The sequence below is a fragment of the Lysinibacillus sp. KCTC 33748 genome (assembly GCF_002237755.1).
Lineage (GTDB): Bacteria > Bacillota > Bacilli > Bacillales_A > Planococcaceae > Lysinibacillus.
In genome coordinates this window covers 41,644-62,632 of sequence record NZ_MWSJ01000024.1, presented here as the reverse complement: position 1 = coordinate 62,632, position 20,989 = coordinate 41,644, and the positions used below count along the sequence as shown (strand labels likewise).

Annotated in this window: 18 protein-coding genes and 1 other annotated feature; of the genes, 7 read left to right on the top strand and 11 right to left on the bottom strand. The window is 37.8% G+C overall.

Going from position 1 to position 20,989, the window contains the following annotated elements:
• Nucleotides 1-93: 93 nt before the first annotated feature.
• Both B1B04_RS21160 and B1B04_RS21155 read left to right on the top strand, forming a co-directional pair.
• On the top strand, nucleotides 94-639 hold the full coding sequence (locus tag B1B04_RS21160) for a DUF3267 domain-containing protein (RefSeq protein WP_079563332.1): 546 nt from the start codon (nucleotides 94-96) through the stop codon (nucleotides 637-639).
• Nucleotides 640-709: 70 nt separating this feature from the next.
• Entirely contained in the window at nucleotides 710-895 is a 186-nt protein-coding gene (locus tag B1B04_RS21155) for a hypothetical protein (protein WP_079563331.1), read from the top strand.
• Nucleotides 896-1,077: 182 nt separating this feature from the next.
• Here the strand turns inward: B1B04_RS21155 and B1B04_RS21150 are convergent, their stop codons facing one another.
• Nucleotides 1,078-1,191: a YjcZ family sporulation protein gene (locus tag B1B04_RS21150; protein WP_079563330.1), complete on the bottom strand. Its 114-nt coding sequence runs from the start codon at nucleotides 1,189-1,191 to the stop codon at nucleotides 1,078-1,080.
• A gap of 143 nt (nucleotides 1,192-1,334) precedes the next feature.
• Between B1B04_RS21150 and B1B04_RS21145 the strand changes: the two genes are divergently transcribed.
• Nucleotides 1,335-2,306 carry a peptidylprolyl isomerase gene (locus B1B04_RS21145; protein ID WP_079563329.1) on the top strand — a complete coding sequence of 324 codons (972 nt, stop codon included), beginning with the start codon at nucleotides 1,335-1,337 and terminating at the stop codon, nucleotides 2,304-2,306.
• Between the two features lie 117 nt (nucleotides 2,307-2,423).
• Here B1B04_RS21145 and yhaM read toward each other — a convergent pair whose 3' ends face one another.
• Genes yhaM through B1B04_RS21130 form a run of 3 tightly spaced genes read right to left on the bottom strand, consistent with a single transcriptional unit; the run spans nucleotide 2,424 to nucleotide 7,467 of the window.
• On the bottom strand, nucleotides 2,424-3,359 hold the full coding sequence (yhaM, locus tag B1B04_RS21140; RefSeq protein WP_079563328.1) for a 3'-5' exoribonuclease YhaM: 936 nt from the start codon (nucleotides 3,357-3,359) through the stop codon (nucleotides 2,424-2,426).
• On the bottom strand, nucleotides 3,356-6,247 hold the full coding sequence (locus B1B04_RS21135; protein WP_079563327.1) for an ATP-binding protein: 2,892 nt from the start codon (nucleotides 6,245-6,247) through the stop codon (nucleotides 3,356-3,358). The genes yhaM and B1B04_RS21135 overlap by 4 nt, the downstream gene beginning before the upstream one ends.
• A 5-nt stretch (nucleotides 6,248-6,252) precedes the next feature.
• Nucleotides 6,253-7,467: a metallophosphoesterase family protein gene (locus B1B04_RS21130; RefSeq protein WP_079563326.1), complete on the bottom strand. Its 1,215-nt coding sequence runs from the start codon at nucleotides 7,465-7,467 to the stop codon at nucleotides 6,253-6,255.
• A 348-nt stretch (nucleotides 7,468-7,815) separates the two neighbouring features.
• On the opposite strand from B1B04_RS21130, the gene B1B04_RS21125 reads away from it, so the two are divergent.
• The gene (locus B1B04_RS21125; protein ID WP_079563325.1) at nucleotides 7,816-8,001 is read left to right on the top strand and encodes a YhzD family protein; all 186 of its coding nucleotides are present in this window, start codon (nucleotides 7,816-7,818) and stop codon (nucleotides 7,999-8,001) included.
• 160 nt (nucleotides 8,002-8,161) lie between these two features.
• On the opposite strand, the gene B1B04_RS21120 is transcribed toward B1B04_RS21125, so the two are convergent.
• On the bottom strand, nucleotides 8,162-8,944 hold the full coding sequence (locus tag B1B04_RS21120; protein ID WP_079563324.1) for an enoyl-CoA hydratase: 783 nt from the start codon (nucleotides 8,942-8,944) through the stop codon (nucleotides 8,162-8,164).
• A 138-nt stretch (nucleotides 8,945-9,082) separates the two neighbouring features.
• Between B1B04_RS21120 and trhO the strand changes: the two genes are divergently transcribed.
• Nucleotides 9,083-10,054, top strand: coding sequence for an oxygen-dependent tRNA uridine(34) hydroxylase TrhO (trhO, locus tag B1B04_RS21115; RefSeq protein WP_079563323.1), 972 nt, complete (start codon nucleotides 9,083-9,085; stop codon nucleotides 10,052-10,054).
• Between the two features lie 122 nt (nucleotides 10,055-10,176).
• Here the strand turns inward: trhO and B1B04_RS21110 are convergent, their stop codons facing one another.
• Nucleotides 10,177-11,829, bottom strand: coding sequence for an FAD-binding dehydrogenase (locus B1B04_RS21110; protein WP_079563322.1), 1,653 nt, complete (start codon nucleotides 11,827-11,829; stop codon nucleotides 10,177-10,179).
• Between the two features lie 375 nt (nucleotides 11,830-12,204).
• Nucleotides 12,205-12,444 (top strand) — a binding site (T-box leader).
• A 173-nt stretch (nucleotides 12,445-12,617) separates the two neighbouring features.
• On the opposite strand from B1B04_RS21110, the gene serA reads away from it, so the two are divergent.
• Nucleotides 12,618-14,225: a phosphoglycerate dehydrogenase gene (serA, locus tag B1B04_RS21105; protein WP_094075119.1), complete on the top strand. Its 1,608-nt coding sequence runs from the start codon at nucleotides 12,618-12,620 to the stop codon at nucleotides 14,223-14,225.
• A 420-nt stretch (nucleotides 14,226-14,645) separates the two neighbouring features.
• On the top strand, nucleotides 14,646-15,272 hold the full coding sequence (locus B1B04_RS21095) for a hypothetical protein (protein WP_079563319.1): 627 nt from the start codon (nucleotides 14,646-14,648) through the stop codon (nucleotides 15,270-15,272).
• 232 nt (nucleotides 15,273-15,504) lie between these two features.
• Here the strand turns inward: B1B04_RS21095 and B1B04_RS21090 are convergent, their stop codons facing one another.
• The 5 genes from B1B04_RS21090 to B1B04_RS21070 all read right to left on the bottom strand — a co-directional run bounded on the left by B1B04_RS21090 (nucleotide 15,505) and on the right by B1B04_RS21070 (nucleotide 20,862).
• The gene (locus B1B04_RS21090) at nucleotides 15,505-16,293 is read right to left on the bottom strand and encodes an HAD family hydrolase (protein WP_079563318.1); all 789 of its coding nucleotides are present in this window, start codon (nucleotides 16,291-16,293) and stop codon (nucleotides 15,505-15,507) included.
• A 241-nt stretch (nucleotides 16,294-16,534) separates the two neighbouring features.
• Nucleotides 16,535-16,783 carry a DUF3006 domain-containing protein gene (locus B1B04_RS21085; protein ID WP_079563317.1) on the bottom strand — a complete coding sequence of 83 codons (249 nt, stop codon included), beginning with the start codon at nucleotides 16,781-16,783 and terminating at the stop codon, nucleotides 16,535-16,537.
• Entirely contained in the window at nucleotides 16,770-17,957 is a 1,188-nt protein-coding gene (locus B1B04_RS21080) for an MBL fold metallo-hydrolase (protein ID WP_079563316.1), read from the bottom strand. Before B1B04_RS21080 ends, B1B04_RS21085 begins: the two co-directional genes overlap by 14 nt.
• A gap of 84 nt (nucleotides 17,958-18,041) precedes the next feature.
• The gene (locus tag B1B04_RS21075) at nucleotides 18,042-19,193 is read right to left on the bottom strand and encodes a glycerate kinase (protein ID WP_079563315.1); all 1,152 of its coding nucleotides are present in this window, start codon (nucleotides 19,191-19,193) and stop codon (nucleotides 18,042-18,044) included.
• A gap of 163 nt (nucleotides 19,194-19,356) precedes the next feature.
• On the bottom strand, nucleotides 19,357-20,862 hold the full coding sequence (locus tag B1B04_RS21070; protein WP_079563314.1) for a coproporphyrinogen III oxidase: 1,506 nt from the start codon (nucleotides 20,860-20,862) through the stop codon (nucleotides 19,357-19,359).
• Between the last annotated feature and the right edge of the window lie 127 nt (nucleotides 20,863-20,989).

Genomic DNA, 20,989 nt, shown 5'->3' with positions numbered 1-20,989 from the left:
TCAGAAATATTTCTGAGATACCTCCTTTTTCTTGCATTCTAATATAAATCAATTTAAATTAAATAGACCATTCATATTACGGAGTTGATAATCATGCATTGTTGGAAAATATTAAATCTGGAACATCATTACGGAACAACGCGTATTATGATCATGTCTGTACTTGTTTTTTTTACTGTCTTTTCGCTTTCCTATGTGACATTTAATTTATTTAATGATGAGCACTATACAGATCGTTTGTTTTGGCTTTTTGTTATTGCTATATTTGCAATTTACCCAATTCATAAATGCTTACACTTTCTAGCATTATATGATTTACGTCAGCAATTAAAATTGCGTGTGCGTACCCAATTTTATGTTATTCCTGTTCTTCACATGCGTATCCGTGAACCTTTATCGAAAAACCGATATATTTTAGCTTTACTTTCACCATTTATTGTACTAAATACAAGCATTTTATTGGGTACACTACTATTCCCTGCGTATACTCATTATGGTACATTACTTTTAGCTTACCACTGTAGTCTATGTGTAATAGATATTCTATATGTAAAATATTTATTGAATTCACCTAAAGACTCCCAGATTGAGGAGACGCCTAAAGGCTATGAAATTTTAGTGCCACCTACTATTCACTAAATTGCTTGTACTTGTGTTTTATTAACGTTTTTTGTTATGCTATTACTATTGAAAGAGGGGAGGAATAGACTTGCTGTTAATGATTGTAGTTCTATTCTCGGTATTCTATTTATTTCAAATAAACCGCATGACTTATGCGCTGTGCATGCGACGTGAAATTCCCGAAGAAAACCAACCAAAAGTATTCCGAACTATAAATATACTTATTACAATTTTACTTGTCTCATTTTATATTGAAGTTTTATATGCAGTATAGTTAAAAAGAAAAGTGATCCGCGTCAGTCAACGTTCAGAGGTAAATCGAACGCCTTATGTGACCGCGCGATCTGATCAATTATATTTAATGGAACGTGACTTCAAGCGGACTGCGCGAATGCCTTTACATTGTTAAAAAAAGCTAAGGAAATTAAACCCTTAGCTTTTCGTTATTTATATTAATTAGTATAGGAACGCTGCACCAACAATAATTAATAAAATAAATAACACAACTAATAAAGCAAAGCCTGAGCCTGAGCCGTAGCCGCCGCCACCACCGTATCCTCCGCTGCCCATAACTTCACCCCCTTTCTTTTCTATATCCTATGCGCTTGCAAATATGAAATATAGGCTATACTCAAGGGGAACCATTTTGTTTTTAAATCGTTTATGTTATAGTAAAAAATGGGACGAAACCATATAAGGAGAGAATATCCACTATGAAAAAGACAGTTTTATCTTTAACATTAGCTGCTTCAGTATTAGCACTTGGTGCTTGTAGCGGAGACGACAACAAAACAATCGCAACTTCAAAAGTAGGTGACATTACAGTTGCTGACTTTAACAAAACATCAAAAACTTTAGCAGGATCTCATATAATTCAACAAATGATGACTGAAAAAGTATTAGCTGATAAATACAAAGTATCAGATAAAGAAATCAAAGAGGCCTATGACGCAACTGCTTCACAATTCGGTGATAGCTTCGCCGATGCACTGGCTGCAAGTGGCTTAACTGAGGAAGGCTATAAAGATGCTTTACGTATTGAACTTCTTTCAGAAAAGGCTTTACAAGAAAAAGCGTTTAAAGAAGCAGATGTAAAAAAACATTATGAGCAAATGAAAACTGAGTTAAATGCTCGCCATATTTTAGTAGCAGATGAGAAGACAGCTAAAGAAGTCATTGCTAAAATTAAAGGTGGCGCTTCTTTTGCGGATGTAGCAAAAGAATACTCAACTGATACTACCTCTGCTCAAAATGGCGGAGAGCTAGGTTGGTTCTCTGTTGGTGCAATGGTAGATGAATTTAATGACGCGGCTTATGCCCTTCCTTTAAAAACATTAAGTGAACCAGTTCAATCAAGCTTTGGTTTCCACATTATTGAAGTTACGGAAAAGCGTGATGTAAAAGGTGTTGGTTCATTCAAAGACGAAGAGAAAAACATCCGTACACAAATGCTAGCTAAATTAAAGCAAACAGGTGAAGATCAACAAATTCTTAAAGATATCGTTGCAAAAATGGCAAAAGATGCTGATGTAAAAACATCTGATAAAGAATTAGAACCTGCTATTGAAGCTCTTACAACAACAAGTGAGGAGCAAGCTAAAGCTGCTGAAGAAGCAGCTAAAAAAGCTGAAGAAAAAGCTCAAAAAGAAAGTAAAGACGACAAAGAAAAAGATTCTGAAAAATAATCTTACTAGTTGTTACTTTACTATATGAAAAAGGGTTACGCCGATACAGGCGTAACCCTTTTTATACAAAAATGTCTGCTAAATGAAGAAAAATGTAATCCCCAACCTTTGAATTTACTATATAGTCGGTTTATAAAACGATCGATTATCAAGTGGAAATAGTCTTTCCGTAAATTCGCCTGGCGCTGTTTTGCCTAATGCTCTTGTTAGCATGTTCATCTTCGCATCAATATTATCAATATAATGTAAGATTTCCGCTTCTTGAATCATCGGTTTTTTCGGGCTACCCCATTCTTCTTTACCGTGGTGAGATAGTACCATATGTTGCAATAGCATGACTTCCTCGCCCTCGATTTCTAGTTCACTAGCAATCTTGGCGATTTCATTGACCATAATAGTAATATGACCAAGTAAATTCCCTTCAACCGTATACATTGTTGCAACAGGTCCTGATAATTCAACTACTTTACCAATATCATGTAGAATAATCCCTGCATATAACAAATCTCGATTTAACGTAGGATATAAATCAGCAATTGCTTTTCCTAGTCTCAACATGGACACCATATGATCTAATAGACCAGATGCATAATCATGATGATTTTTCGTAGCAGCTGGATAGACTAAAATAGCATCCTGATGTTTTTTAATAGCTGTACGTGTAATTCGTGATATATTCGGATTTTTAATATCAAAGAAAAATTGCGTCAATTCTTCATATAGTTCTTCTTTTGGAGTTGCCGAGGAAGGAACTAAATCATTAATAGCAATTCCCTCCTCTGGTTTTGCAACACGGATTGCCTTGATACGTAATTGATTTTTGCCACGATAGTCATGAATTTCTCCACCTACACGGACAATTGCTTCAGCGTGATACATTTTTTCATGATCTTCATTTGTATCCCATAGCTTTGCTTCAATATCTCCACTTTTATCTTGTAATAACAGTGACATAAATGGCTTTCCGACTGTGGTAACCCCTTTTGTCGCCTGTTTAATTAATAAAAATTGATCGACTGTTTCTCCAACCTGGAGCGTCGTAATACCCTTCATGTTGACGCCACTCCCCTTTCATTTGCTAGTGCTCCTACATCGACAATTTGGTCTTTCTGCCAATGCTCGAGCATCGCGTCATGGCAAGTAAAATATAAAATTTGACGTTCATATCCTACTTCTTTCATTAATTGTACCATTTTGTCTGTACGGTTTCGATCAAAATGGACAAAAGGATCGTCCATAATAAATGGAAATGGAGCAGAGGTTGTTAGCGTTTTTGCTAGTGCCATACGCAACGAAATATAAGCTTGCTCCTTTGTAGCCTGTGATAATTCTGCCATTTGATAACGTAATCCAGAAACATCCTGTGCAACAAAATAGCCTTCATCGTTTATTAAAAGCTTATCGTAACGCCCACCTGTAAACGTATTAAATATTGCATTAACTTCTGTCAAAACATGAGGTAGTTTTTCTTCTCTTAGGCTGAACAATGTTTCATGGATCGCAGTAGCCAATGCTTTTTTTGAAGCCCATTGTCCTATCAGCTGTTGCAACACTGATTTCTCTTCTTCAAACTGTTGAAGCAACTGGCCATATTTCTCGTCATTTAGAAGATTCTCCTTTTGGATTTGCAGTGTCGCACGTTGTTCTAAGCAATGATCGATCGCTACCTGCATTGTTCCTCGTTCTTCTTCTAAAGTAAGCAGTTTTTCATTTAGCTGTTCCTCTTCTAGCAGTGACTGCTTGTTGTCTACATTTAGCGAGGCTAGCTGACTCTGAATGGCTTGAAGTTCTGTTTTTATTTGTTGTTGTTGCTCAAATTGTTCATGTGTTTCATAATAGCCCTTCTCTGTTTGTACATTCGCAGCATTAAATAACTGAGTAATTTCAGACTCATAGCTGTCTATATGTGATTGCACTCCTTGCATTTTAGTCTGCAGACTAGTCAACTGCTCTTTTGCTTGTTGGGATATTTGTTGCTCCTGCTGTAAAGTAAGAAATGTAGTACGTAAATGCATAAAGATTTCTTGCTCACTATATTCTGTCTTTAAGACTCGCTGTATCTGTTCTAGTAACTCGTTTTTCTCCGCTTGTATCGTTTGTAAAAGCGTAAATGTACTCTTCTTTTTTGCTGCCAACTCTTGAGCACCACGAATGCGCATAAACAGTTCTGGTAATAATGTTTTCGGTATATTTCCCTCTAACCGATAGCGCCCTAAAAAATGGTGGAGCAACTGAGTAGCCTCTCCACTTACATGCTCAGCCCGTTGAATTTTATATTCAAGTTTCACATATTGACGTTCTTTTTCTTGCTGTTGCTCATTTGCATGCAACAATCGATCCTCAAATTTTTGTTTTTTTAGCAGGATAGTCTGAGCAATATTTTCCTCCTGCTCTAACTCACGCATTTGCTGACTCTGTTGTTTACTCGGCGCTTCATGAGCTTGTCTAGCAAATTTTAAATATAAAATAATGATGAGTGACATAACCGCTCCTACAACGATAACAGCCATATTTTTTTCCATAACACCATAGATACACGACAGTATACTTATAGCTAATACAATAAATATAAAAATACTTGGTTGTTGTTGTTTCGAGCGTTGTGACCTTCCATAACGCAATTGTTCAAGCTTTCGCTTACGCTGTGGCCACTGTGCTAAAATATGTTCTTCCTCCGTAGTTAATGACTCCTGGTGAAGCTGTTGTTGCAGTTGAGCAATTGTATCTAATTCTGCATGTAGTTGCTCTAACGAACGCAAATGAAATTTCAGCTCTTCTTCTGCTTCTTCCAATAGGCTTAACTGTTGTTGAAATTGTTCCTCTTGCTGTAATGATACGGTTTCTTCAAGCAAAATATCTTGCGCTGTTTTTTCCTGAACACCTAATAAACGGAACTGAGCTTCTATTTCTTGCTCAATTAAATACAGCTCATCCATTAAGTTCTGTTCCTTTACAACTAACTGATTCCATGTTGCTTCCTTGTTCACAAGACGAGACATCTCAGTAATAACTTGCTCGTCCACTGTTAATTGTAGCTTACGTTGCAGTCCCTGATACTGATCCTTCAGCTGCTCCATTTGCAGTGTTTCATGCATAAGTCGATCCTTTAATTGCTCATAGCGTCGGATCCCTTCTGGAGGAAACTGCACATGTTCATAGCTTTTTTGCGTCTGTTCGAAAGACTTTTGCTGCTTTAGAAGTGGCATAGCCTGCCTCAAAATTGTGAGTTGCTCCCAATTTTGCTGCTCTGTTTTTTGTTGACTATATAAGCCCTCTAGCCTTAAATCGAGCTGCTGTAATTGTAATAATTTATCCTCAAAGGTCTGAATATTACCTTGCTCTTGTTTAATCGTACGTTCTAGCTTTTTTAAATGCTCCAATTTTTGATTAATGAGTGGCACTTTGCCTGCTTTTTTAAAAAGCTCACTAGCATCTTTGTCCAATTTCTTTTCTAGAGTTGATAGTTGTTGTATCCCAGTTGTTCCAGAGGCAAGTAACAAATGTGTTAGCTCCTCCTCTGACATTTTTTCAATGCCCTGTAGCTCGTGTAATGAAAAGGAGAAAATAGACTCAAAGGAGGCTTTTGAATAACCATATAATAGCTTTGCTAAAAGCTCCTCATGCCCCATTGTTCCGTCTTCTAAATAGACCGTAACATCTCCAGCTGCCTTTCCTTTCATACGTTCGATCGTGCATTGCCCATACGTTGGATGCCAAATCGTCAGCTGACCACCGAATTTAGTCGATGCTTTCGGCTCATATTTACGTTGTGCCTGTTGCCTCGTAGGAAATCCAAAAAGCATTTGTAAAATAAACTGTTGAATGGTCGTTTTCCCCGCTTCATTCATACCATAAAAAATGGTAACCCCTTCGCGTAAAGTAATGGTGATATTTTCATGCTTTCCAAAGCCATAAATTTGGATTTTTTGTATCGTTAGCATGTTATTCACGCCCTTTGAATTTCTTCTGCTAATAATTCTTGTGCGTCGTGCATTAAATTTTTAATGTCTTGCTCTGTTAAAGGTTCAATCAGCCTTGCACCGCCAGCATGTTGGTATAGTTCCTTTAAAATATCCTTCCATTCAGAAATATCCCATTCCTCCATTAAATTCATCACGGATTCAGTCGCAGCAGTATGTTCATACAATATGGACGCTTGATGTAACACGAGCTTTTGCACCCAGCACATCGGTTCAATTCCATCCTCGGCTTCTCGAATAGTTTCTAGCCATGCGTCAACTGTAGCATGTTCAAATAAAGATTGTGATTGTTCATCTATATTTTTCAAATGAAGTTCAACAACAGACGCCCCAAACTCTTGACGATTAAGCATCAAAACTTCTTCACATTTTTTAAGTAGTTCATTTGCATGAAACACATTCGCACAATCAACCTCTACCGTGTTATAAACAACAGCAGATGTCGGTACAAATTCCAAATCTGTAGAGGATTGTGACAAAGTTACGTCATAGAAACCCTTTATCCCTTGCTCTTTCCGATGTCGGCTTTGAATATTGCCTGGATAAACAATCGGTGGATTTTGATGTAAAAATTGTCGTTTATGAATATGTCCTAAAGCCCAGTAATGATAGTTTTTTTCAAGCAGTTGATCTTTTGTGAAAGGAGCGTAAACAGCATGTGAAGTATCGCTAGCCTCACTACCGTGAAGCATACCAATATGAATAACATGCTGGTCCTGTGCAACAGGATAACTATCAATCATTGATTTCGTTATATGACGGTCACTATAGCTGAAGCCATAAATATTGACTTGTTGACCACGTATGTTTAATTGCACAACACTAGTTTCAGCTGGTAACTCATAGACATTGCTCGGTAAAGCAAAACGCGTCCAAGCACCATTTAAGTGATCATGATTCCCATAACTTAAAATGACAGGGATATTATGCTGAAAGAGTTTTTCCATAGCCTCTTGAAATCGTCTTTGTGCTTGTAAACTTCGATTTTCACCATCATATATATCACCGACAATCAGTAAGAAATCAGGTTTCTCCTGAATAGCTTTCTGAATAATTTTATCAAAAGCTTCGAAAGTACTTGTTCGAATCTTTTTGAAATTTTGCTCGGGTAAACCAAATAAGCCCTTAAATGGACTATCTAAATGTAAATCCGCCATATGGAAAAAACGAATTGCTGACATCCAACCACCTCAAGTATTAAATAATCTATACCTTAACTTCATTCTTTTTCACTCGCAACGCAGTAAATTATTGAGTACATCGGAATCGCCGATTTTATAATTTATCAATTTTTACGTATCTCATTTTTATAATGAGACATTCGTGAATCACGCCGGAACCGAATATTTGTTCTATTTTATCATAATTCCCACTAGATGAGAAATGTATTCAACAAATATTCATTAATAGTATTGCCTTAAACTTTCCACAACTTTCATAATTTATCGAAATATTCGCTAGTTTTACCGTGAAGTTTATAAATCTTCTATGTATAATAGATATATATTTAAGTAAAGGGTGGGGTTTGTATGGAGAATTATCGCTTTACGGCTTTTGAAAAAACTGGGGAAACATTATTTGATGAAACTTGGACATTCGAAAACGATGAGGCTGCAAAAATCAGCGGTTTACAGCAGATCGAAGAAAAAGGTGTTGCCAACAAAACTCATCGTCTTGTTAACTCTTCGGGTAAATTAATCTTATTTCATGTCTAAAAATGGCTAGTAAAAGGCACGTAGTACAATTTACTACGCGCCTTTTAGGCCAACAGATGTTTTTTGCGCAAAATCGTAGCGGTAGCAACATGATGTTGGTCACTCAGTCATTGCCACAGGACGTGGCGGGTGTTTGGACACCCAATGAAAGAAGTTAAATCTATTTTCCTACAAAAGCAGGTGCTCTTTTCTCTACAAATGCATGAATTCCCTCTAAATGATCCGTCGTTTTACGCATCGCTTCTTGCCCCGCTGCTTCCATAGATAAAATACTCTCTAGTTGCGGTAAATTTTGAGCATGTAGAATTTTTTTAGTCGTAATCATCGATGCAATTGGAGAAGCAAGCATTTTTCCTACTAGTTGGTCAGTAATCGCAAAAACAGTCCCATCTGGTGCAACGTAGTCAATTAACCCTTCATCATGTGCTTCCGATGCAGTTAGCACCTTTCCTTCCCAAATCATTTGTTTAGCTTTGACTGTACCCACACGTTCCTTCATAAAGAAATGGCCACCACCATCAGGGATCAGCCCTATGCCGATGAAGTTCATAGCAAGCTTACTATTTTCACATGCCACCACTATGTCTGCCCCTAGCGCTAGACTAAAGCCTAATCCAGCTGATGCTCCATGAACCGCTGCAATGACAATCATCGGTAGCTGGTAATATGCTTTGACAATACGTGTTAAGTAAACCATTGCCTCATTAATATTAAGTGGCTTATCTGGATCTAGCATCGCTTTAATATCGCCACCTGCTGAAAAGACTTTTCCTTCTCCGCGAATAACGAGAATTTGTATTTCTTGTTCTTGCTGTAGTGCCTCAAAGCATTCTGCTAGTTCGCGCATCATCACGTCGTCCATAGCATTCATGGCATGTGGACGATTTAATGTTAATGTTGCACGGCGTTCTAATTTCTCTAATGTAATCGTTGAAAATTCCATCCCAACACCCCCAAATATGAATAGTCATTCACTATGTACTATTCGTGTTTTTTTAGAAAACTCCTTCTATCCTACGCAAAATTGCACTTGTTATGCTATATTTAATGACGAATATTGATTTAAAGGTGGTTAATAATTGTGACACAGAAAGACTATCGTGTATTACTTTATTATAAATATATAGCTATTGAAGACCCTGTGGCATTCGCAGAGGAACATTTAGCACTTTGTAAAGATATCGGGCTTCTTGGTCGTATTTTAGTTGGCTATGAAGGCATTAACGGAACCGTTTCAGGTACAGTCGAGCAAACTGATGCTTACATGAATCATATGAAGGCAGATCCTCGTTTTAGCGACATTATGTGGAAAATTGATGAAGCTGAAGAGGATACCTTTAAAAAAATGCATGTTCGCCCACGTCGAGAAATTGTGCACCTTGGTTTAGAAGACGATATTAATCCTTTAGAAATAACAGGCGATTATTTATCACCAAAGGAATTTATGGAACGTATGCAGGAAGATAATACGGTAGTTATTGATGCACGCAATGATTATGAATATGACCTTGGACATTTCCGTGGCGCTATTCGTCCAGATATAGAAAACTTCCGTGACTTACCAGCTTGGATGGAGGCCCACAAAGAAGATTTTGCTGACAAGAAAGTTTTAACTTACTGCACAGGTGGTATCCGCTGCGAAAAATTCTCTGGCTGGTTAAAACGTGAAGGCTATGGAGAAAGTGTTGGCCAATTACATGGTGGTATTGCCACGTATGCTAAAGATCCTGAAGTAAAAGGCCAACTATGGGATGGGCAAATGTTCGTCTTTGATCGTCGTCGCAGTGTACCCATTAATCAGGTTGAGCATGTGATTGTCGGTAAGGATTTCTTTACTGGTGAACCGACAGAACGTTATACAAACTGTGCAAATCCTGAATGCCATAAATTAATGCTTTGCGAGGAAAAGCATGAGGCCTTTTATATGCGTAGCTGTTCAGACGAATGCCGCCGCGCAAAACGTAACTTCTTCGTTGAAGAGAATGGTTGGACAAAAGAGCAAATTGAGGAACAAATCGCTAAAATCGCTCAAGTTCAAAATTCTTCTTTATAAGAAAAAAGAGCATCATCCATTTTGTGGTGATGCTCTTTCATATTTTTGAGGATTTATTCATTGTCTGTAAAGGAATAAACTTAATCGACATACCCGAGCGATTTTCCACACTTAAATTTCCTTCATTCTCCTTTGGCTAAGTAACGCCCTACCTGACGACCACTAAATAAACAACCTCCAACAAACGTCCCCTCTAATGCACGGTACCCATGTACACCGCCGCCACCAAAACCACTAACTTCTCCAGCTGCAAATAAACCTGGTACAGGCTGACCATCCGCACCTAACACAGCACCATTCAAATTCGTCTGTAAGCCCCCTAATGTTTTACGCGTTAAAATATTTAAGCGAACCGCAATAAGTGGCCAATTGTTAGGATCTAATATTTTATGGGGCTTCGCAACGCGCACAAATTTATCACCTACATAGTTTCTTGCGCCATGAATAGCATTAACCTGTAAGTCCTTTGAAAATTTATTGTCCATTTCACGATCCCTTGCTAAAATTTGCTCTTTTATTTTGATAAAATCGAGAAGGTCATTGCCAGCCAATTTGTTCATTCCATCAACTAATTCCTTTAAATCATTAGCAATAACAAAATCTTCACCATAATTTTTAAATGCTTGAATGGGAGCAGGTGGCCCTGGCAAAACACGTTTCAGAACATCCATAATACTTTTATTTGTTAAATCAGGATTTTGCTCAGAGCCCGATAAGGCAAATTCTTTTTCAATAATTTTTTCCGTTAAAATAAACCATGAGTAATCATAGCCAGTTTTTTGAATGGCTTCTAATGTACTTAACGTATCAAAACCAGGAAAATTAGGTGCTTTAAATCGATTGCCCTCTGCATCAAACCATAATGATGAAGGGCCCGGCAAAATTCGAATACCGTGATTGGGCCAAATAGGGTCCCAATTTTTCAAGCCTTCTGTATAATGCCACATGCGGTCTCGATTAACGATACGTCCACCGGCATGCTCCGTAATTTCTAACATTCTACCGTCTACATAAGCAGGTACACCACAGACCATATTTTTCGGTGGTGTTCCAAGTCGTGTTGGCCAACTTTTTCTAACTAAATCAAAATTTGCACCTATTCCACCGCTGGCCACAATAACCGCTCCAGCTTCATAAGAAAATTCACCTATGCCCAATCTAGAGCTTTTTTCACCACGGTTTGCATAGCTTTGCGCCAAAACTGTTCCACTAATCCCCGTTATCCTTCCATCTTGTTGCATAAATTCATCTACACGATGTCTTGGTTTAAAATCTATAAAACCATTCTTTATGGCCTTTTTCACTTTTTCAACAAAAGGCTTTACAATACCTGGTCCGGTTCCCCAAACGATATGGAATCTAGGTACTGAATTACCGTGGCCGCCTGCTAAGGATCCCCCTCGTTCTGCCCAACCGACGACTGGAAAAAACTTAATTCCCATAGACTTTAACCAGCTATATTTTTCACCAGCTGCAAAATCTACATAAGCTCTAGCCCATTTGTATGCCCACGAATCTTCATCCTCCAAGCGATCGAAGCCAGCCGTTCCTTGCCAATCCTGCCACGCAAGCTCTTTACTATCTTTAATACCAAGCCTTCTTTGCTCGGGTGAATTCACTAAAAAAATACCCCCAAAGGACCAAAATGCCTGTCCCCCCATTGAATTTTCAGGTTCTTGATCTACTAATAGAATTTTTTTCTTTGCATCCGCTAACTCACAGGCAGCTACTAACCCTGCCAATCCTGCACCGACAATTGCTACATCATACATCATTCTACACCCCCTAAAAATCAATCTTCCTTACTTACATTCTTCTCTAATTGACGGTTTACCTTCTACACATCGTAATTTTGACAAAATTGTGACAAGAAAAAAATGTTCGCTTTCCTCCACTAAACAAAGAAAGTTTCCATCGTATAATTTTCGACCTCAAATATTTGTTAAACGTGCATGTAATCTGACTTAACATATATCGGTAGCGCTTTCATTGTCCTCTCTTGAAACACGAACAATTAATTATGTTCAATGAATAAACGTTCGTATTTGGTTGTATTTCAGACATCTAGAGTCATGAATTTTAATCTTTTTCAGAAATAATGTTGACAAAGGTGAACAATAAGGATTATGATGTTAACAATTAAATCACACGAAAATATAACGACGGAGACACGCTAGTCGCTAGAAAATCCAAAGAGAGCTGATGGTTGGTGTAAATCAGTGATTTCTACGATAATAGTTCCACTCCTGAATAGATAAGCCGAACATCTCCAAAGTAAGCTTATCCGTCACATGCACGTTACGCATATAGCTAAGACTGCTAGAAATTTTTTAAGCAGTGATTAAGGGTGGTACCGCGAACCAATGTTTATTATGCCTTTCGCCCCTTACAACACAATATTTGTGTTTGTAAGGCGCGGAGGGCTTTTTTATTGTTCATTTCTACAAAGGAGATTTGTATAGTATAAGATGTACTATCTCCGTAAAATTCAGACTGTTTTGTCTATAAAGAACACTAACATTTTTTAATTAAAAGGAGCTAATTACAAATGACTACATTACAAATGACTACTGCAACAAAGGCAATTAACGTATTTATCGCTGACCCACTAAGTGAAGATGGTATTTTCCCACTACGACAAGAACAAGACCTAGACTTAAATATCATTGTTGATACTGGTCTTGCACCAGAAGAATTAATCGCAAAAATTGCAGATGTAGATGTTTTACTAGTACGTTCTCAAACAACGGTAACACGTGAAGTAATTGAAGCGGCTAAAAACTTAAAACTTATCGGACGTGCTGGAGTAGGTGTAGACAACATCGATCTAACTGCTGCAACTGAACATGGGATTATCGTTGTAAATGCACCAGACGGTAACACTAACTCTGCTGCTGAGCACACTATTGCCATGATGACTTCACTTGCTCGTCACATCCCACAAGCATTCAATACACTTAAAAATGGTAAATGGGATCGTAAATCTTATGTTGGGGTTGAGCTTAAAAATAAAACTTTAGGTGTTGTAGGCTTCGGTCGTATCGGTGTTGAAGTTGCATATCGTGCAAAAGGTCAACGCATGAACGTTATGGCATACGATCCATTCCTAACAGATGAACGTGCTAAAGAATTAGGGGTAACAAAATCAACAGTTGAAGAAATTTGTGCAGCTGCAGATTTCATTACAGTACACACACCACTTCTTCCTGAGACACGCAACCTAATTAACAAAGAAAAATTCGCTATGATGAAAAATGGCGTGCGTATCATTAACTGTGCACGTGGCGGTATTATCAATGAGGATGATTTATATGATGCAATCGTTGAAGGTAAAGTAGCTGGTGCTGCTCTTGACGTATTCGTAACTGAGCCAGCAACAGATCACAAGCTACTTACTTTACCAGAAGTAATTGCAACACCTCACTTAGGTGCATCTACAATTGAAGCACAAGAATCAGTAGCGGTTGACGTTTCAAACGACATCATTAAATTCTATAAAACAGGTACTGTAACTAACCCAGTGAACATGCCATCTATTCCAAAAGAGTTGCTTGCACAAGTGGAGCCTTTCTTTGAATTAGCTGAAAAACTTGGTTCATTCTTATCTCAACTAACAACTGAGCCTGTGAAAGAAATCAACTTATCTTATGCTGGTGAAGTTGCAAATTATGATGTTCGTCCATTAACATCAAACGCGTTAAAAGGCTTATTATCTAAAAATCACGGTAATCATGTTAATGACGTAAATGCCCGTTACCTATCTGAACGTATCGGCATGAAAATAAATGAGCATAAAACAACAACTGCTAAAGGCTTCACTAGCTTAATTACGATTGAAATTAAAACAGTTAACGAAACACATACAGTTGCTGGTACATTATTAAATGGTTTAGGTGCACGTATTGTTAAAGTAGAAGACTATGTTGTTGACGTTATTCCACAAGGTCACCTTCTTTACATTAAAAACACAGACAAACCAGGTGCAATCGGCCGCGTAGCAACGAAGCTAGCAGAAAAAGATGTGAACATCGCAACAATGCAAGTTGGTCGTGCACAAGTTGGTGGAACAGCTGTCATGATGTTAACAGTCGATAATGCTGTATCAGAAGAAGATCTAACATTCGTTGCACAGCTTGAAAATATTGATGAAGTAAGAGCGATTAACCTATAATAGATTAATTGATAGAGGCCGGGACATAACTGGTCAAAACCTTAAAAAGCGTGAGAAATCAATTTTAGAAACGTTGATTTCTCACGCTTTTCCGATGTGGAATTTTTTAAATTTGTCGTAAAAACATACTTATGTCCCAGCCTCTTCTTATTTTTTTGGTACATCACAATAACGTTAGGTTGATGTCCGTTCCGACTGAGTGCTTTCCTGGGGACATACGGCGGGCAGCGAAAGCGAAGCGACAGCAACATGGTTTTGACTGTGCGAAAGCGAAGCGACAGCAACAACAACATGGGGTTTATCTGTGCGAATTGTTAGGGAAAATCGGATATGTTAAAATAAAAAAATATTTCGAAGCAATGATTTTGAAACCATTGGTTGCTTTTAAAAGTTTTATATCGTTTTAGGAGAGTAGCAATTATGAAAAAAAATATAATCTACTTTGCAATAGGAAGTAGTATTTTATTATTGTTTTATACAGTATTTAAGCTTATCGGGAATGAATCTTCTAAGTTAGCATTAATAACATATGGGTCATTTACAGTCATCTTTATTTATTCACTCATTTATTCATTCCAAAAAAAATGGGTTCCAATTATTATTCAATTAATAACACTACTCATAGTACTTGTAGTGCCACCATTGATTAGAACAGAAGTGAATTTTTATTTTTATAAAGATGATAGAGATGAAATCATTAGTATGTTAGTCAATGGGGAAATAAAAAAAGAAGCAAATAGATACGGAGCTAAAGGTTTTTACTCGTATTACACTCCCCCGCAATATATTGATGCGGTTAAATCTGAGACGATCAGAGTAGGTATGCATTCGAAAGATCATTTTTTTGTCTATTTCCAATCAGCTGAACCCCCCTTTATGGATATGCAGGGTTTACAGGAAGGATTTATTTTTTCATCCACAGGTAAATTTCCGACTGCTAAAGAGTTTGATTATTATAGTGATTACAAAAAAATAGATGATCACTGGTATTTCGTATCAAGTGATGTTAACAGATTTGAGAAATCATGTTTGTTTTTATGTGAATAATTAAGTAAGAGATAAGAAGTTGACATTCAGTAGGAATTTTGAGATATTACTCACTTATTCAAGTGTATATAGAAAAAGCGTATTTTGATCAATCTTTTTTCAAAATACGCTTTTTCTATTTGCTTGGAGAGTTCTGCGGGATGAGCTTGCGCTAAAAGCACTGCAGAAAGCGTCAACTCGGAGTGAAAATCAACCCTTGTTTATGAATACACCCAAATCAGTACATTTTAGCTTATAGCTTATTTACAAGTTCTAATAATGCAGTTAAAGAATCAACTTCATATGTTGGTGTAACAACGCCATTTGGCGCATTGTTTTCACGATTAATCCAAACGTTGCGCATACCAACACGGGATGAGCCTAAAATATCAGTATTTAAATTATCTCCAACCATGATCGCATCGTCTGCTGTAATACTTACCTTCTCCATTACATGTTCGAAAATAGAGGCATCTGGTTTCCCTTTGCCAAAGTCCCCAGAGATAATGATATGGTCAAAATATGGGGCGATTTCTGGTGTTATTTCAAGCTTTAAATTTTGTAAACTTGGTGCTCCATTTGTCAGTAATACGAGTTGATACTTTCCTTTCAGCTTATCTAGCACATCAAAAGTATCTTCATATAAGAATGGAGACACTTTACGCTCTGCCACAAAGCGCTCCCCTAGCTCCGCCCCTAGTTGTGTATCATCCATGCCAAGAGCCAATAAGCCTTTTGTCCATGCTTCTGTACGATAGCCTGGTACGATGTTTTTCATTTTCTGGAAAGAATCTGTTGGATCATCGAATGTTCCCCAAAGTCCTTCAAATGGGTTAATGCCGATTAACACCGTGTAATCATATGTTTCATAGCCTTCGTAAAGTGCACGTGCTTCTTTAAGCACAGCGTCCTCAAGCTCAGCCGGATTCACATTATGTAGTGTTGCTGCGTATTCACATGTTTTTTCAAATGCTGTTTTAACGGATTTTTTATCCCATAATAGCGTATCATCTAAATCAAAAATAATTGTGTTAATTGACATTGTGTCAGCTCCTAGCTTCCTATTAGTATAATTATTTTAGCATATATTCAAAATATTTAGCATAGCGTTTTTAGTTTTTCATGCTTCGATTTGAACAGCAAAAATTTAGGCTCACCACCATAACGTAGGGGTGATGTCCATTCCACCTGGGGTCGTCCCAATTGCAATGAAAATCATGACATACGCTTTTACAAATGCCATCCCTAACTTTAAGTGATGAGCCTAATCCTAGCCTCTTCTACTATTGATTTTTTCTACGCAATCTATCCATTAAGCTTTGTATATCAGCCTTTTTCTGCTCCGTTTCTTCTTTTAAAATTCCAATCTGGTAGATGCCGTCTATTTCTTCAATTAGCACACGAGCGCCTACTTGCACTGGTTTATTCATAGTAGACTGTAAAATGATTAGCTGCTCCTCTTCCTCTGGGTACTTCAAAAAAACTGCATATCCATCTTCAATACGGTCTAAGGTGTATTTAGTCGAGCTCACTAACAATATCCCCTTTCGCATTACGTAATTGTGCAGCATCCCCATCATTCAGCCAAATCTGTTTCTTTGTCCATTTTAAATAGTTTTGACCTTCTCGTGCATTTGAGCCACTAGTGACATACATCGTTTTCCCTGGTTGCAATGTCACATTGGGAAAGTTAAAAACTTGATGCCCTTCAATTGATATAAGCTGCCAATCTTTTAAGGACACTGCTTCATTACCGTTATTTTTAATGCCTACAATTTCTTCTATTAAATCTTTATTAACAATTTCAACAGTTGCACTCGTAGTTGGTGGTGCTGTTGGTGATGAGGCGATGGTTCCAGACCATTCTTTCGAATTCACCTCATAGTTTACCCCATCTGTTGATACGATAACAGTTCCCGCTTCTGCAGTTGCGTAAATTTCACTGCCAATTGCTTGTAATCGCTCAACTACTTCAGCATGAGGATGACCATACTTATTGCCCTCTCCATAGCTTAAAATTGCCACTTCAGGATGTACTTTCTGAATGAACTCCGCAGAGCTACTCGTGTTAGATCCATGATGACCTGCCTTTAAGATCGTTGCGTTCACATCGTCCTGCATCATCTCTTTTTCTAACGCTACCCCCGCGTCAGCTGTTAATAAAAATGATACATTGCCATATGCAAGTTTTAAAACAATAGAAGCATCATTATTATCTGTTGCATTTTCATTGGCGTTTAACACCTTCACATTTATATCATCATCAAACGTAATACGATCGCCGGTTTTCGGAACATTATAAGGAATATTCTTCGTATCAATAAGTGTCAGCATCTCTTCAAAAGTTTGAGATGTATGTACCTTCCCTGAATCATAAAATTGTCCAATATCTATCGAATTCAACACAGGAATTAAACCACCAATATGGTCTGCATCAGGATGGGTTGCGACCACTATATCAAGCTTGTTCACACCGAGTTCCTTCAAATACGAAACAACCTTTTGACCGGCTCCTTTAACGCCTCCATCAACAAGCATTGTTTTGCCGTTTGGCGATTCAATAAAAATCGAATCTCCTTGCCCTACATCAATAAAATGTACGCGCATTTCATGTCCCGCAGTGACGGATACTTTCTTCGTATTTGACGCCTCCGTACAGCCTGCTAATAAAAAAATACAAAGGAGCATTACTATTAATTTTTTCATTTCTAACTTCCTTTCTACTTTTCTATTATACAAAAAAGAGAGCTACCGATGGGCTGGGGGCGTTCGCTGAGTCGCAAGATCAACTTACAACGGATCAAAGTTATACCCATTTTGTATATAATGCTCAACCATTTTCTTAGTTTTCATGCGAATAAAATAATAAGGCTCTTGCATTGCCTGCGAAACACTAATAGCCTCATCTACTAATGATTCAACTACAGTGAAATGTTCAAGTAATGCAGGTTTATCATTTTCATCTATTGCCCCCGACAATAACACAGCGTGTACACTCGCTAATGTTGCAGCCTTTGCCACACCTAATGGCGCTTTCCCATGTAATGTTTGGCGATCTGATTTTCCTTCACCTGTCATTACAAACTCGGCACCTTCTAAATGCTTTTTTAACTGTACTGCATTCATCACAATCTCAATACCTGCATGAAAACTGCCGTTTAAAAAGGCGATTAACGCGCCTCCCATTCCACCTGCAGCGCCTGCCCCTTTGTAATCGTGTAATCGAATACCAACATGCTTTTCAACAATGTCCGCAAACTGCTTTAAGCAGCTATCAAAATAAGCAATTTGATGCTCTTTAACACCTTTTTGAGGCCCAAAAATAGCTGTTGCCCCTCGCTCTCCAATCAGTGGATTATCAACATCACAGGCAATAATAAATTTTGCTTCAGCTAATCGAGAATCTAGCTGACTGTCATCAATTGAGGATAAATCTAATAGTGCCGATACTCCATCAGCAATTAAGGTGCCATCTTCTTTTTTTAGTTGCAATCCAAGTGCCTTTAACATGCCTATACCAGCATCATTTGTCGCACTACCGCCGATTCCGACAATAAATTTTCTAAACCCTTTATCAAGAGCCGCCTCGATTAGCTGCCCCGTCCCATACGTCGATGCAAGCTCAGGATTTCTTTCGTCATCCTGCAACAGCATAATGCCAGATGCCTGAGCCATTTCAATAACACATGTTTCATTATCACCAAGCACACCGTATCTCGCTTCAATTTCTCTTCCCAATGGATTAAGCACACGGTGCGAAAAATATTGACCTTCTGTTGAAGTAACAAGTGCTTCTAGTGTACCTTCTCCACCGTCTGCAACTGGTAAAATGACTGTTTCAATCGATGGATCAACGTCCAATACTCCTGCCTGCATGGCACTAGCTACCTCGATGGCCGACAAAGTTCCCTTATAGGAATCTGGACTAATAACGACTTTCATGTTATACCTCCACTCATTTTAGTTAGACGCTTATCATCATTATAATTCAGACTAAAAACATTCCTGAGCTTTTATCGGAATACTTTTTAGCTTTATCGGGATGTTTCATGGATTTATCGGAATAAAAAAAGGCAACCTGAAAAACATCAGACTGCCATCTTGTTTATGCCTTATATAATTCATCTAAAAACTCAATTTTTTTACCGATCGCCTCTTCAAACGTCATGATGTAGGCAGCAGGATCTTTTGGATTATGGAACTGTGTAATCTTTCCTGTCTCAGGATGAACAAATTTAGAGGAGGCTCCACAGCCAATCCCTAGAATAGTCTGTACTTCTTCCATGATGACAATATTATAGATACTTTCTTCTCCAGCTTTACTGTAGCCGACATTTTCTAAATTACCTAAAATATTTTTTTGACGATATAAATAGTACGGTACATATTCATTTTCCTTCGTCCATACTTGCGCCATATGCATCATTTCTGCAACAGTATCACGGTCTGCTACCTTGTACTTATTCTTATTACGTGTCATTTCTGATGCACGTTTAAATGATAATGTGTGTACTGTTAGCGATTCTGGCTGCATTTTTGCAGATTCATCTAATGAATTTTGGAACTCTTCAATCCCTTCATTCGGTAAACCAATAATTAAATCCATATTAATATTATTCATGCCTGATTCACGCGCTAACCAGAACTTATCAATTGTTTCTTGTACCGTATGATGGCGACCAATTGCTTTAAGGGTCTCATCTGTGTAAGATTGTGGATTAACACTTATTCGGTCAATGCCCCATTTTTTTAACACTTCTAGTTTTTCAGGCGTAATCGTATCAGGTCTGCCCGCTTCAACAGTTACTTCACGGATTGTATCAGGATTTGGGAAGGAGTCATACATCGTCTGATACAATGCATCCATTTCATCTGCCTCGATTGATGTCGGTGTACCACCACCCCAATAAATGGACGTTATTTTCATATTATTGTCCTTCAGCCATTTACCCATTTCACGTAATTCGATATGCAATCCATCTAAAAATGTTGCAACTCGCCCTTGCTTGCGATTGCTGCCAATCGCATACGCTGGGAAAGTACAATAAGCACATTTAGTCGGGCAAAAAGGAATGCCTATATAAATACTTATTTCTTTACCGATTTCATCTATATCAGGAATCGTTACTAACTGACGTTCAACTATTTCTTTTAGTAGCGCTACCTTTTCCTCTGACAAACGGAAATCACGAATTAGGATATCAGCAATTTCTTCATCTCTTTTTCCGGCCATTCGAAATTTATGGTACAACTTAGTCGGACGTACGCCCGTTAAAATTCCCCACTGTTGTTGCATGCCCGTATGTTGCTCTAGCACATCTAAAAATACGTGTGACAAAGCACGCTTCATACGAATATTTAGCTCACGTCCTTCAGCCCCAGATTCGTATTGAATACGGTAATCATTCGTATAACGCTTACCATCTACCTCAAGCACAGCTTTTGTAGAAATGGAAAAATCATCACCAATGTTATATTCAAATGACACTGTCATATCTGTTCCTTCAGCTTCTACTTTTAACTTGGAATCCTCAAAAAATAAATTCGCAATATGATTTAATACGCGAATCCAATCCTCAGGATATTTTTGATCTATGTGAATAATTTTCATTGTCTTCGCTCTTTTCTCTCAAAAATTACAGCACCAATAGTTTAACAAATTTTTATCACGTTAAGCAAAGCTACACTTAATAACAGAACATTCCGTTTATTGATACAAAAAATCCATTTTGAAAAAT